The following is a 12,560-nucleotide window of genomic DNA, read 5'->3' as shown; positions in this document are numbered from 1 at the left end:
GTTCGTATGCTGTGTCGATGACGACATGGACGTTCCTCACCAACCACGCCCATGTGTTCATCTACGTCGCACGCGATCCCGGCGCCCGTGTGCGAGAGATCGCGGATGCCGTGGGCATCACGGAGCGAACGGCGCACGGCATCCTGGCCGACCTCGTGGATGCCGGCTACCTCAAGCGCGAGAAGGAGGGGCGACGCAATCGCTACGAGTGCGTCGAAGACCTCCCCCTGCGCCACCCGATCGAGAGCGATCACCCGGTGGGCGCGCTCCTGCAGGCATTGCGGGGCTAGAACGCCACTGGGTCCAGGTCGCCGGGCGTGGAGCAACGCTCTTCTGGAGACCGGGGGAGCCCCACCCGCTGGCGTCCCTCGCCGCGCCGGACGCGTCAGAGCATTGGAAGCCGCCGCGGCCGCGGTCCGCGCGGGAACACCGCGTCGATGCGATCGATCTCGGCGTCGCTCAGTCGCAGCTCACCCGCGCCCGCATTGTCGTCGGCGTGCGCCGGTGTGGATGCCTTGGGGATGACGAAGACCGACGGCCGTCGCACCAGGAAGCGCAACGCCACCTGGCGCGCAGTCGCGCCGTGGTCCGCGGCGATCTGCGCGAGCACACGGCCGCCCGGCGACCGCGGTCCCGGGAAGTCGCCGTGGCCGAACGGGCTGTAGGCGACGACGGCGACATCGTGCTCTTCGCACCAGGGCAGCACAGCGTGCTCGATGGCGCGCTCCTCGACGTTGTAGAGCACCTGGTTGCAGGCCAGATGCCCCTCGCCGCCCGATCGCCAGGCTTCGTCCAGGTCGGCCACGTCGAAGTTGCTCACGCCCCACGACCGGATCTTGCCCTGTTCGCGCAGCTGCTCGAAGGCGGCGAAGGTCTCGTCGAGCGGGTGTGGTCCGCGCCAGTGCAGCAGGTAGCTGTCCAGCCGATCGGTGCGCAGGCGCGAGAGCGTCCGCTCGCACGCCGTGATGACGCCCCTCCGCGACGCGTTGCTCGGCAGCACCTTCGACACGAGGAACACCTCGTCGCGGCGCCCGGCGACGGCCTCCCCGACGACGATCTCGGCGTCTCCGTACATCTCGGCGGTGTCGATGTGCGTCATGCCCCGGTCGAGGCCGCGCCGCAGGGCGTCGACCGCCGTGGGGCGGTGGCCGTCGTCGATGAACCAGGTGCCCTGCCCGATGGCCGAGACCTCGGTGGGGAGGGGGCCGAACGGTCGCCGCTCCATGACTACGCGGGTTGCTTCTCTGCCACGACGTCGACCTGTTCGAACGAGGTCACGTCGAAGAGCACGCCCGTGTTCTCGTCGAGCGCTTTCGCGACCTCTCCCGACAGGTGCGCCTGGCGACCGTCGTCGTCGGGGAAGGCGTCGAAGATGCCGAACGAGGTGGCCCCGAAGCGCAGAGCGAACCACCGCACGGTTTTTGGCTCTCCGTCGACGATCGACAGCCCCTGGTTCAAGAAGGCGACGACGTCGTCCTCTCGGCCGGGTCGCGCCTCGAGACGGACGAGCAGTGCCGTGCTGACCTGTGTCGCCATGATGCGGCTCCTTCGTTCGGTTGGTGTCACCGCCACGTAAGAGCGCCGCGTGAGGTGGGGTCTGATGATGCTCGCCTCCGCCCCACCCGCACCCATCGCCTTGACGGGTGCCCCGTGGCCTGGAAGCGCCCCGACCGCCAGGGGCACGACCTGGATGTCGACACGGTGGCATCCGCCGTCCGCCCCGGCGGGCGTCAGAGCAAGGCCCGCGGCCTTTTCGACGCGGGCGCGCGGATCGCCCAGCAAGGAGGGCGCCCGGGTTGACCCGTCGTGGTCGCGCATGCCATTGCGCTCCGGACGACGGTGGTCTCTCATGGTCGACATGGCCCAGGACGCGCAGACGATCAGTTCGAAGCAGTTCCATCTCGAGGTCGGAGTCGACGACTGGCGGGTCGTGAGCTCGGGCGCCCAGGCGGTGTTCCGCGCCTCGTCGCTGCGGCACGCGGCGAGCCTCGTCGACCCCATCTCCGCGGCGGCGGAGGAGCACGGCATCCTGCCCGACATCGATGTGCGGCCGGAGGCGGTCATCGTGCGGGTGCCGCCGTGGGCCATCGGCGGGATTCCCCCGGCCGCGCCGCGTTTCGCCGCAGCGGTGTCGGCGGCGGCGGCCCGACTCGGCCTGCGAGCCGACCCCGGCGCCGTGCAGTCGGTGAGCATCTACATCGCCCAGCACTCCGAAGCCGATGTGCGCCCCTTCTTCCTCGCCGCACTCGGCTACCTGCCCGTCGGCGAGACCGACGCCGTCGAGGCCCTCCGCACTGCGCCGGATCTGGCGTTCAACCCCGTCACCGGCGACGAGCCGAAGCGTGGACGCAGCCACTTCGACGTGTTCGTCCCCGCCGCGCAGGCGCAGGCGCGCGTGGATGCCGCGCTCGCCGCCGGAGGACGACTCGTCGACGACTCGCAGGCGCCGGCGTTCTGGACCCTCGCCTCGCCCGACAACCACGGTGTCGACATCGCGTCCTGGCTTGACACGGACGGTTGAGGCTGCCGGCATCCACCTCTTGTCGTTCGCTCCCAGCCGCGCTAACGTACAACCAAATGGTTGAACAACAAACGGATGCCGACATCGACCGGGTCCTCCACGCCCTGGCCGATGCCACCCGGCGCGACATCGTGCGGCGCACGCTCGTCTCCGAGCAGTCGGTGACGCAGCTGGCGGCCGCGTACGCGATGTCCTTCGCGGCGGTGTCGAAGCACATCGCCGTGCTGGCCGAGGCGCGGCTCATCACCAAACGGGCGGAAGGGAGAGTGCGACTCGTGCGTGCCGACCCCGCTGCCCTCGAGCGGGTACAGCGACTGCTGCGCTCCTACGAAGACCTCTGGCGTGGACGCATCGACCGTCTCGACGCGCTCCTGGCCGAGCCGGACGCCGAGACACCGGATGCCACGGCATCCCCCCTCCGCACGACCCGGGCCGCCCAGCCCGGGTCGCCGGCATCCACCCCACCCACCGAGAACTGAACCGACGAAGGAGTCCGTCATGCCCGTCACATCCGTCGAGAGCGACGCCGAAGCTCTCACCATGACCCTGGTCGCCGACTTCCCAGTCGCCCCCGAGCGCCTGTGGGCGGTGTTCACCGACCCGCGTCAGCTCGAGCGCTTCTGGGGCCCTCCCGGATGGCCGGCCACCTTCGAGGCGTTCGACTTCCGCGTCGGCGGGCGGGCGATCTACTCCATGACCTCGCCGCAGGGCGAGAGCGCGGGCGGGGTGTGGGAATTCACGGCGATCGACGAGCCCCGCGGCTTCGAGGTGATCGACGCGTTCGCCGACGAGAAGGGCCAGGTCATCGAGGGGATGCCGTCGATGCGGATGGTCTTCTCGTTCGACGCCACCCCCGAGGGCGCGCGACTGACGAACGTCACCCACTTCGCCTCCGCCGACGCGTTGGAGCAGGTCGTGGCGATGGGCATGGTCGAGGGCATGACGCTCGCGACGAACCAGCTCGACGCCGTGCTGCAGGGCCTGCGGGATTTCGCGCAGGGCAAGGGGACGCAGCTCGAGATCCTCGACGACCAGCACGTGCGCATCACCCGACTCATCGACGGTCCGCGCGAGCTCGTCTGGCGCGCGCACGTCGACCCCGACCTCATGCGGCAGTGGATGCTCGGCCCGGACGGCTGGCGCATGACGGTGAGCGACGTGGATGCGACGGTCGGCGGCCGCTACCGCATCGCCTGGGAGCCCGAGCCCGGCACGGAGGGCGAGGGCTTCGGCTTCGACGGCGAGACGCTGCTCATCGACGAGCCGCGCCGCATCGTGCAGACCGAGCACATGACCGGCACCGACTACCCCTCGACCACGAACGACCTGTCGTTCTACGAGGAGGACGGCGTCACCCTCGTCACGCTGCTGATCGAGTACCCGGATGCCGCCACCCGCGACGCCGTGCTCGCCACCGGCATGATCGAGGGCATGGAGAAGAGCTTCCAGCGGATGGAGCGCTTGGTGCTGGTCTGACGGCGACCGAGCTCGGACGGGCGGTGCCCTTCAGCTTGCTCGAAGCGGGAGGCAGAGATCGCCCCGACACGAACCTCCGCATCCCACGTCACGAGACCGGGAGCGTCCCCACGCCGCGAGGGAGCCCGCGGAACTCCCTCGCGGCGACGTCATCCTCGCGAGCCAGCCGGTGCGGAACGGTTCGTCCCCCTGGCGCCGCGGTATGGTTGCGTCCGGCCGGTGAGAACTCGCAGTGGGCTCGGTCGCGTCCGAGCTCACCTGACCGGACACCGCTTTCGCGCCCGTGCGTGGATGCGCGGGTGCCGGAACCGGCTCGCCTTCGATGGGGCGCGCGCCGGGTACCGGCCGGCGAGAAGGCGATCAGTGCCGTCACCGGCGGAAAGGAAGACGTGCTCGAATTCGACGCCCTCGTGATCGGCGAGGCGCTCATGGACATCACCCGCACCCCGCTGGGCGGTGACGCCGAGCACGTCGGCGGAAGCCCCGCGAACGTCGCCCTCGGCCTGGGCAGGCTCGGCCGCTCCGTCGCGCTCCTGACGCAGCTCGGTGACGATGACCGCGGCGATCGCATCCGCGGGCACCTCGGCGCCTCCGGCGTGCAGGTTGTCGGCGCTCCGGCGGATCACACCTCCACCGCGGTCGCCACCATCGGCCCCGACGGGAGCGCAGAATACGACTTCGACATCACATGGGGTCGGTTCGAATCCCCGAGCGACCTGACGAGCCGCGTCATCCATACGGGTTCGCTGGCTGTGTTCCTGGCGCCCGGGGCGGATGCCGTGGACGAGGTGCTTCGTGCCGCGCCGGCCGGCACCACGATCACGCTCGACCCCAACATCCGCCCCGCCCTCGTGGGCGCGCGGGAGCCCGCCGTGGCGCGGTTCGAAGCGCTCGCGCGCCGCAGCCAGGTGGTGAAGATGAGCGACGAGGATGCCGACTTCCTCTTCCCCGGCGAGAGCATCGACGCGGTGCTCGATCGGTTGCTCCACGGCGCCGTGAAGCTCGCCGCCGTCACTCGGGGCGCCGCGGGGTCGGTGCTCGCCAGCGCTCACGGTCGCGTCGCCGTTCCGGCGCCGCGGGTGAACGTGATCGACACGATCGGCGCAGGCGACACGTTCATGGTGAGTCTCATCGACGACGTGCTGAGCGATCCGGATGCGACCGGCGGTGGGCTCGACGAGGACGCGCTCACGCGGATCGGAACGCGCGCGGTCGAGCTGGCCGCGATCACCGTCGCTCGGGCAGGAGCTGATCTGCCGACGGCCCGCCCGGCCGCGACAGGCGCGTGAGGGCGGATCCGCCGGGGCGATCGCGTCTCCGGCGGATCACGCCGGAGGAGCCGCCCGGCGCACCAGTTCGCGGATGCGCTGCTCCACCTTGGCGGTCACCTCGAGCACCGCGAACGAGACCGGCCACATCGGGCCGTCATCGAGCTGCGCCGTCTCGTCGAAGCTGACCGTGCCGTAGCGCGTCTTGAACTTCGAGGCCGGCTGGTAGAACACGACCACCTTGCCGTCCTTCGCATAGGCCGGGAAGCCGTAGAACGTCTTCGGATCGAGGTGTCCGGCCTCTTCCATCACGATCACGTGCACCCGCTCGGCGATCGCACGGTCGACGCCCTCGAGCTTCTCGATCGCCTCGAGGCAGGCCTCGTTCTCCTTCTGCAGCTTGGCCAGGCCCTTCAGGCCCTTCATGGCCGCGAGCTCCTCGGCCCGCTGCTTCATCGCCGCGCGTTCTTCGTCGCTGAATCCGGTGGCCATGGCATCCGTCCTCTCGGGTCTCACGGCAGGGTAGCGCGCGTCGGGGCGGATGCATCCTCGGTGATGTGCGCAACCTCAGCCGGGTTCGGTCGTGGGCGACGGAGTTTGTACGTATTGCTGAGGTTGTGTGCGGCCAGCGCGCGGTCATCTTGCGGCGGGGCCGTCGGCACGGGGGCCGCAGGGTGCGCGCGCATCCTCGGCGATGTGCGCAACCTCAGCCGGGTTCGGTCGTGGGCGACGGAGTTCATGCGCATCGCGGAGGTTGTGCGCGGCCCCGGTGCGGAGGCTGTCCCACGCTCGCGCGACCTCAGGCCTGCCGCAGCCCTTCCTCCAGCGCGACCCAGGCGAGCATCGCGCACTTCACGCGCGCGGTGTACTTCGAGACGCCCGAGAGCGCGGCGGCGTCGGCGAACGTCTCCTCGTCGAGAGGGACCTTGCCGCGCGAGCGCAGCGCCTCGCGGAACTCGGCGATCAGCGCCTCGACGTCGGCGCGCGGCATCCCTTCGTCTCCGCCGTCCTCCCGCAGCAGTGCGACGAGCATCGAGGCCGACGACTGCGAGATCGAGCAGCCCGCGCCCTCCCAGGTGACGGATGCCACGCGGTCACCGTCGACGTCGACGCGCAGCGTGATCTCGTCGCCGCAGATCGGGTTGCGCTGGTGCACCGTGGCGCTGTGCGCGCCGGGCTCGGCCAGACCGAACCCGCGACGGTTCTTGGCGTGGTCGAGGATGAGCTCCTGGTATAGCGCTTCGAGGCCGCTCACGCGCCGACCTCGATCCGACCCCGGCGGGCCAGACTCCCCCGCAGCCCGCTCATGCGCCGACTCCCGCCGTCGTGACGCCGAAAAATCCGCGCACGCCCGACACCGCGTCGAGGAACGTGTCGACCTCGGCCTCGGTCGTGTGGATGGCGGCGCTCGCCCGCACCGATGCCGTAAGGCCGAACCGGCGGTGCAGCGGCTGCGCGCAGTGGTGGCCGACGCGCACGGCGACGCCGCGGCTGTCGAGGAACTGCCCCACGTCGTGCGCGTGCACCCCGTCGACGGCGAAGGCCTGCAGAGCGACGCGCTCGGCGGCATCCGTGTCTCCGAGCAGGCGGATGCCGTCGATCGAACGCAGCCCCTCGCGCAGGCGCCGCTCGAGTGCGGCCTCGTGCGCGTGCGCAGCGGCGAGGTCGTGCGCGCCCAGCCAGCGCACGGCGGCCGCCAGCGCCACGGCCTGCGACACCGGCTGCGTCCCGGCCTCGAAGCGCTGCGGCGGCGGGAGGTACTCGGCCTCATCCAGGGTGACCGTCGTGATCATCGACCCGCCGGTGGTGAACGGCGGCAGCGCCGCGAGAATCTCCTCACGACCCCACAGCGCGCCGAGGCCGTACGGGCCGTAGACCTTGTGCCCCGAGAACACGGCGAGGTCGACACCGGATGCCGGGAGGTCGAGCGCGAGGTGCGGAGCGGACTGACAGGCGTCGAGCACGGTCAGCGCACCCACGCCGCGGGCGAGGGTGACGAGCTTGGCGACGGGATTGACGATGCCGAGCACGTTCGAGACGTGCGGGAAGGCGACGATCTTGGTCCGCTCGCCGATGAGGTCGGCTGCGGCGCGCATGTCGAGGGTGCCGTCGTCGTGCACCGGGATGTGGCGCAGGCGCGCCCCGGTGCGGCCGGCGAGCTCCTGCCACGGGATGAGGTTGGCGTGGTGCTCGGCCTCGGTCACGACGATCTCGTCACCTTCGCGCGGCGCCAGCGCTCGGGCATCCGCCCCGCCGCGGCCGAGGGCGGCGTAGCCGAGAGCTCCCGCGATGAGGTTGAGGCCGGCGGTCGCGCCGGAGGTCCACACGAGCTGCTCCGGCTCGGCGCCGACGAACTCGGCGACGGTCACGCGGGCGTCTTCGAACAGCTCGGTCGCTTCGGCGGCGAGTGTGTGTGCGCCGCGGTGCACGGCGGAGTTCGCGCGCTCGAGGAAGTCGCGTTCGGCGTCGAGCACGGCACGGGGCTTCTGGCTGGTCGCGCCGGAGTCGAGGTAGACGAGCGGGTGGCCGTCGATCTCGGTCTCGAGGAGGGGGAAGTCGGCGCGCACGGCGTCGACATCGAAGGAGAGTGTCACCCCTCCAGGCTACGGCGCGCGCGGCGGAGAGGCCTCAAGGTGTCTTGGATCAGGTGCCAGCGCACGCCACGCGTCGTGCAGCAGAACTTCGCACCGCCTCGTGGATGCCGGCGATCGACGTCAGCACCAAGCCGACCGGGGCGTGAGGAGCAGGCCGGGGCCACGGCGAAGCCCCCGCACCGGGTGCGGGGGCTTCGCCGTCATCACTTGCCGTAGTTCGCGCGGATACGCTCGAGCAGGTAGTCGCGGGCGGTGATCGGCTCCCACGCCCCGCTCGGGCTTTCCATCACGACGTCGCGGTCCGCCTGCGCGAAGTACGCGATGCTGTACCGCGCGTCCTGGTTGTCGCCGGCGCGCGGGCCGCGCACGCGGTGGAAGTTCGACGGCAGGGCGTCGTCGCTCCAGCGCATCAGCATGTCGCCGATGTTGCACGTGATCGAGTCGCTGGTGGGTTCGACCGGCGTCCACGATTCGGTGGCCATCTCACGGCCCGGAAGCACCTCGAGACCGCCCTGTCCGTCGCGCTGGTACAGCAGCGTCAGGACGTCGAAGTCGGTGTGCGCCCCGGCGCGCCACGGCGCGTCGTGGTCGCGCGCCTCCGGCGGCACGGCGAAGTAGTGCAGCAGGCGCAGCGCGCTCTGGTAGTTCGGCGATGCGGGGTCGTGCGCCCTCTCGAAGAAATCGGTGTCGAAGGCGAGCTTCTGCGCGAAGCACGACAGCACCTTCATGGCCAGTGCCCAGGAGCGGCGCTCGAAGTCCAGCACGGCATCCCGGAACCCGGGGAGCTCCTCCTCCGTCGGCCAGAGACCGTCCATGTGGGGGAGGGTGACCTGGTACGACTCCTTCTGATCGGGCACGCCGATCGAAGGGCGCACCTGGGACCGGAATTCGTACCCGGCATTGTCCTGCTTGCGCAGCGGGTACTGGTCCTTGATCTCACGGGGCAGCGCGAAGAAGCGCTCGGACATCTCGAAGGCGCGATCGATGACCTCGGCGGGGATGCCGTGGTTGACGATCTGGAAGAAGCCGATGTCGGTGGCCGCCGCCCACAGCTGATCGGCGATCTCGTCGCGGCGACGGTCGAAGTCGCTCAGGTCGATGCGGCGCAGCTCGCGCGTGCTGTCGATCGTGCCTTCGCCGCCCATGCGGCGTTCTTTCTCCAGCTCGATGAGGGAGGTGTTGTCGTTCATGATGATCCTTTTCCGCCCGAGGGCCGAGGAATCGACGCACGGAGGGTGCGCCCGGCGCGAATACATGTAATCCGTCGCCCGCAGGATCGATCATGCGCTGCTAACGCCTCGTTGGCGCTTCGCGCGCGTGAATTACATGTTAATTTGCGCCGATCGCCGGCGTCGGACGGCCAGTGAGCGCACGTGGGCGGCCGCCAGCTCACCGGCGGCCTGCGCGTCACCGCGGCGCACGGCGGCGACGATCTGCTCGTGCTCGGCGATCGCCGGGTCGCTGTTCTGGGTCTTGCCCCACATGTCGGCCGAGATGAGATGCCCGAGCGCTTCCAAGCGCACCAGGGCCATCGCCAGCGGCTCGCTGCCCGCGTGATCGCGCAGCAGCGCGTGGAACCGCACGTCGAGGGATGCCATCTCGGCCGCCTCCGCGCCACGCTCCTGCGCGCGGCGCGACTCGTCGATGAGGGCGTCGAGTTGATCGATCACCTCGGCGCCCACGCGGGTCGTCGCCCGTCGGGCGGCCAGGGCGTCGAGGCTCTCGCGCAGCTCGAACACGTCGTCGACGAGGTCTTCGTCGAGCGCGCGGACCCGCGCCCCCGCATAGGGCACGTGCACGGCCAGACCCATCGCGATGAGCTGCTGCACCGCCTCGCGCACCGGACTACGACTGACGCCGAGATCGGCCGCCAGCCGGGGCACGCTCAGCGCGGCGCCCGGGGGGATGTGTCCGTTCAGCACGCGTTCCTGTAGCCGCTGGTACACCTGCTCCGCCAGCAACGGGTCTTCGGTCGTCGTCACATCTTCCCCTTCAGCGGCGGCGGCCGCTCGAACCATACGCTAGACGCCCGCATCGAGGCGTCGGAACAGAAGGAGCTGCCCGACACCGGGCGACACCGAGCGACTCCGTCCATCCGTCGACCCCCCTCGCGAGATCTTCAACCGCATACGTCGATCGACTCCTGCTCGCCCTCGCTCGATTCCGAGCGCCGAGACTCCCGTGCCTCGCTCGGATCGCGGCATTCCTCACGTTCCGGTGCGGGCGGGACGGGGTGGTCTGTCTTGGAGGTCCGTGAGTGCCGCGGTCCTGAGCGACGCGACGGCGAGCTCGACGATGCGGCGGGTCGCCGTGGACAGGTGCGCCCCTCGGCGTTGCACGAGCGCGATCGTGTCGTACAGCGGATCGTCGAACGAGGTGACCGTGAGACCGGAAGGAAAGGCGGGACCCTCGGCGATACGTCGAGACACGATGGTGTCGGCCGAGCCCGTCGCCACCAGTGCGAGTGCGGTTTCCACGTGCTCGACCTCGATCGCGGGGTCGATGGTCAGGCCCGCGAGCGCGGCTCGGTCACGCAGCTGACGACGGGTCGGGTCACGCCAGCCCGCGTACGCGTCGTACAGCACGAGTTTCGCCGCACACATCTCGTCGATCGTCACCGGACCGTCCGCCGTACGTCGTGTAGCGGAGACGTACACCACTTCATCGCGTGCGAGCGGGCGGACGTCGAGCCCTGCCTCGTCGACCGGGAGCACGACGAGGCCCGCCTCGATCTCGCCGGAGGACACCGACTCGGCGACGAGCGCGGAATTGAGTCCGACGAGTCGGACCTTCACACCGGGATGGAGGGCGTGGAAGCGCTGAACGAGGTCCGAGAGGTCGTAGTAGGCGGCGTTGCGGAGCACGCCGAACGTGCAGGTGCCCGTCTTGAGGTCGGTCACCGAATGAACGGCATCGAGTCCGCCGTCGACCGCCTCGACAGCGAGTTCGGCGTACCGGGCGAGTGCGATCGCCGCCTCGGTCGGCCCGAGTCCCCTCCGGCCGCGCACGAACAGCCGCGTTCCGACCTCCCGCTCCAACCGTGCGACGAGCTCGGATATCGACGCCTGCGTCGTCGCGAGCTCTGCGGCTGCGGCGGTGAAAGAACCGAGCCGGTAGGCGGCGAGGAAGGCGACGAGCTGCGTGATGGTCACATGCCAATGGTAAACCCGATGTTTTTGATCGTTTGATACGCCGTTGTGCGATGCCTGACGCACCCCTAGCGTGCTGGTATGCGCTACAGCTCACCCGTGCTCGACCGCCTCGCCGGATCCTTCGTCCACCTCAAGCAGCCGCTCATCGACGCTCCCGCCGCGCAACGCGATCCTGCGGTGGCGGAGACCGTGTCCCGGATGCTGCTCGACATCCAGCGACGCGGCATGGATGCCGTGCTCGACTACGCACGCGACCTCGACGGACACGACGGGCGCGACATCGAGCTGACAGCTGCGGAGATCGCGTCGAGCGGAGACCGCCTGGACCCGGACCTCCGCGCCGCCATCGAGCTCGGGTCCGAGCGCACCCGTGCCTTCGCCGCGGAACAGCGCGCCAAGCTCGTCGATTTCGAGGTCCAGCTGGTCCCCGGCCTCGTCACCGGGGCACGGTACATCCCCATCTCGCGGGTGGGTGCGTACCTTCCCGCCGGCCGGTTCCCGCTGACGGCCAGCGCCTTCATGACGGTGGGCGTCGCGAAGGAAGCGGGCGTTCCGACCGTCGTCGCCTGCTCGCCGCCGCAGCCCGACGGCGCCGCGAACGACGCCGTCGTCTATGCCGCTCACCTCTCCGGCGTCGACCGCGTCATCGTCCTCGGCGGCGTGCAGGCCCTCGCCGCGATGGCGTACGGCCTGCTCGACGACCTGCCCGTCGACATGCTCGTCGGCGCCGGCAACGCCTACGTGGCGGAGGCGAAGCGGCAGCTGTTCGGCACCGTCGCCATCGACTTGCTCGCGGGTCCCTCGGAGGTGGCGGTGATCTCGGACGACAGCGCCGACCCTGAGATCGTCGCGGCCGACCTCCTCGGGCAAGCCGAGCACGGTCCCAACTCCCCCGCGGCACTCGTGACGACGTCCGAGGCGCACGGACGCGAGGTGATCGCCGCCGTCGACCGGCAGCTGGCGGTGCTCGCCACCCAGTCGATCGCAGGCCCCGCGTGGCGCGATTACGGCGTGGTGACGGTCGCGACCGACCGTGAGGTCGCGGCGACGCTCATGGACGATCTGGCGCCCGAGCACCTCGAGGTGATCACGCGAGAGGACGAGTGGTACCACGATCGCCTCCGCAACTACGGGTCGCTGTTCCTCGGCTCGTGGAGCACCGTGGCGTACTCCGACAAGGGCATGGCCGGCACCAATCACGTGCTGCCGACCGCGGGCGGGGCGAAGCACAGTGCCGGGCTGTCCGTGGCGCGCTTCGTCAAGCCGCTCACCTACCAGCGGATCGCCCGCGAAGCGACGCTCGAGCTCGCGCCTGCCGTCCAGACGATCTCCGACTCCGAGGGCATGGCGGCGCACTCGGCAACCGCCACGATGCGGTTGGAGCGCCTCGAGCGATGACCGTCACCGTGGGCGGGGCGCGCGCGGCGAGTGCGTCGTCCTCGGTGTCGAATCCCACGAAGGCGAGTCAGGCAGCGGATGCAGCGCACCTCGAAGAGGCCACGACAGGCGGACGTGTCGCGCAGAGCGCGGGCGCAACCGCTCGGTATCG

The 12,560-nt window shown here is 70.4% G+C and carries 15 protein-coding genes; 7 read left to right on the top strand and 8 right to left on the bottom strand.

From position 1 onward, the window contains the following. Positions 1-17 precede the first annotated feature (17 nt). On the top strand, positions 18-290 hold the full coding sequence (locus tag QE392_RS02855; protein WP_115916228.1) for a helix-turn-helix transcriptional regulator: 273 nt from the start codon (positions 18-20) through the stop codon (positions 288-290). Positions 291-385: 95 nt separating this feature from the next. On the opposite strand, the gene QE392_RS02850 is transcribed toward QE392_RS02855, so the two are convergent. Together QE392_RS02850 and QE392_RS02845 are read right to left on the bottom strand one after the other, a co-directional pair. After that, positions 386-1,225 (bottom strand): aldo/keto reductase, encoded by an 840-nt coding sequence (locus QE392_RS02850; protein WP_307447593.1) that lies wholly within the window; start codon positions 1,223-1,225, stop codon positions 386-388. Between the two features lie 2 nt (positions 1,226-1,227). Further along, positions 1,228-1,536 (bottom strand): putative quinol monooxygenase, encoded by a 309-nt coding sequence (locus QE392_RS02845; protein ID WP_307447591.1) that lies wholly within the window; start codon positions 1,534-1,536, stop codon positions 1,228-1,230. A gap of 114 nt (positions 1,537-1,650) precedes the next feature. On the opposite strand from QE392_RS02845, the gene QE392_RS02840 reads away from it, so the two are divergent. The 5 genes from QE392_RS02840 (at position 1,651) to QE392_RS02820 (ending at position 5,286) form a co-directional block, all read left to right on the top strand. Next, positions 1,651-1,800 (top strand): hypothetical protein, encoded by a 150-nt coding sequence (locus QE392_RS02840; protein WP_307447589.1) that lies wholly within the window; start codon positions 1,651-1,653, stop codon positions 1,798-1,800. Between the two features lie 49 nt (positions 1,801-1,849). Then, complete coding sequence (locus QE392_RS02835; RefSeq protein ID WP_307447586.1) at positions 1,850-2,521, top strand: VOC family protein; 672 nt, start codon at positions 1,850-1,852, stop codon at positions 2,519-2,521. Positions 2,522-2,577: 56 nt separating this feature from the next. Beyond that, on the top strand, positions 2,578-3,000 hold the full coding sequence (locus tag QE392_RS02830; RefSeq protein ID WP_307447584.1) for an ArsR/SmtB family transcription factor: 423 nt from the start codon (positions 2,578-2,580) through the stop codon (positions 2,998-3,000). A 19-nt stretch (positions 3,001-3,019) separates the two neighbouring features. Continuing rightward, positions 3,020-3,997 carry an SRPBCC family protein gene (locus QE392_RS02825; RefSeq protein ID WP_307447582.1) on the top strand — a complete coding sequence of 326 codons (978 nt, stop codon included), beginning with the start codon at positions 3,020-3,022 and terminating at the stop codon, positions 3,995-3,997. A 299-nt stretch (positions 3,998-4,296) separates the two neighbouring features. Then, a complete protein-coding gene (locus QE392_RS02820) occupies positions 4,297-5,286 on the top strand; it encodes a carbohydrate kinase family protein (protein ID WP_307447580.1) in 990 nt (329 codons plus the stop codon). 36 nt (positions 5,287-5,322) lie between these two features. Here the strand turns inward: QE392_RS02820 and QE392_RS02815 are convergent, their stop codons facing one another. From QE392_RS02815 to QE392_RS02790, 6 genes are all read right to left on the bottom strand, one after another. Continuing rightward, the gene (locus QE392_RS02815; protein ID WP_307447578.1) at positions 5,323-5,757 is read right to left on the bottom strand and encodes a hypothetical protein; all 435 of its coding nucleotides are present in this window, start codon (positions 5,755-5,757) and stop codon (positions 5,323-5,325) included. A 307-nt stretch (positions 5,758-6,064) separates the two neighbouring features. Then, on the bottom strand, positions 6,065-6,520 hold the full coding sequence (gene sufU / locus QE392_RS02810) for a Fe-S cluster assembly sulfur transfer protein SufU (RefSeq protein ID WP_307447576.1): 456 nt from the start codon (positions 6,518-6,520) through the stop codon (positions 6,065-6,067). A gap of 49 nt (positions 6,521-6,569) precedes the next feature. After that, a complete protein-coding gene (locus QE392_RS02805) occupies positions 6,570-7,859 on the bottom strand; it encodes a SufS family cysteine desulfurase (protein ID WP_307447574.1) in 1,290 nt (429 codons plus the stop codon). A gap of 203 nt (positions 7,860-8,062) precedes the next feature. Then, the gene (locus tag QE392_RS02800) at positions 8,063-9,049 is read right to left on the bottom strand and encodes an isopenicillin N synthase family dioxygenase (protein WP_307447572.1); all 987 of its coding nucleotides are present in this window, start codon (positions 9,047-9,049) and stop codon (positions 8,063-8,065) included. Between the two features lie 132 nt (positions 9,050-9,181). Beyond that, positions 9,182-9,841, bottom strand: a complete 660-nt coding sequence (locus QE392_RS02795; protein ID WP_307447570.1) for a GntR family transcriptional regulator — start codon at positions 9,839-9,841, stop codon at positions 9,182-9,184. A gap of 225 nt (positions 9,842-10,066) precedes the next feature. Further along, positions 10,067-11,011, bottom strand: a complete 945-nt coding sequence (locus tag QE392_RS02790) for a LysR family transcriptional regulator (protein WP_307447568.1) — start codon at positions 11,009-11,011, stop codon at positions 10,067-10,069. A gap of 78 nt (positions 11,012-11,089) precedes the next feature. On the opposite strand from QE392_RS02790, the gene hisD reads away from it, so the two are divergent. Then, positions 11,090-12,409, top strand: coding sequence for a histidinol dehydrogenase (hisD, locus tag QE392_RS02785; protein WP_307447566.1), 1,320 nt, complete (start codon positions 11,090-11,092; stop codon positions 12,407-12,409). Positions 12,410-12,560 lie beyond the last annotated feature (151 nt).

It is taken from the genome of Microbacterium proteolyticum, assembly GCF_030818075.1.
GTDB lineage: Bacteria > Actinomycetota > Actinomycetes > Actinomycetales > Microbacteriaceae > Microbacterium > Microbacterium proteolyticum_A.
This window is presented reverse-complemented; position numbering and strand designations above follow the sequence as displayed.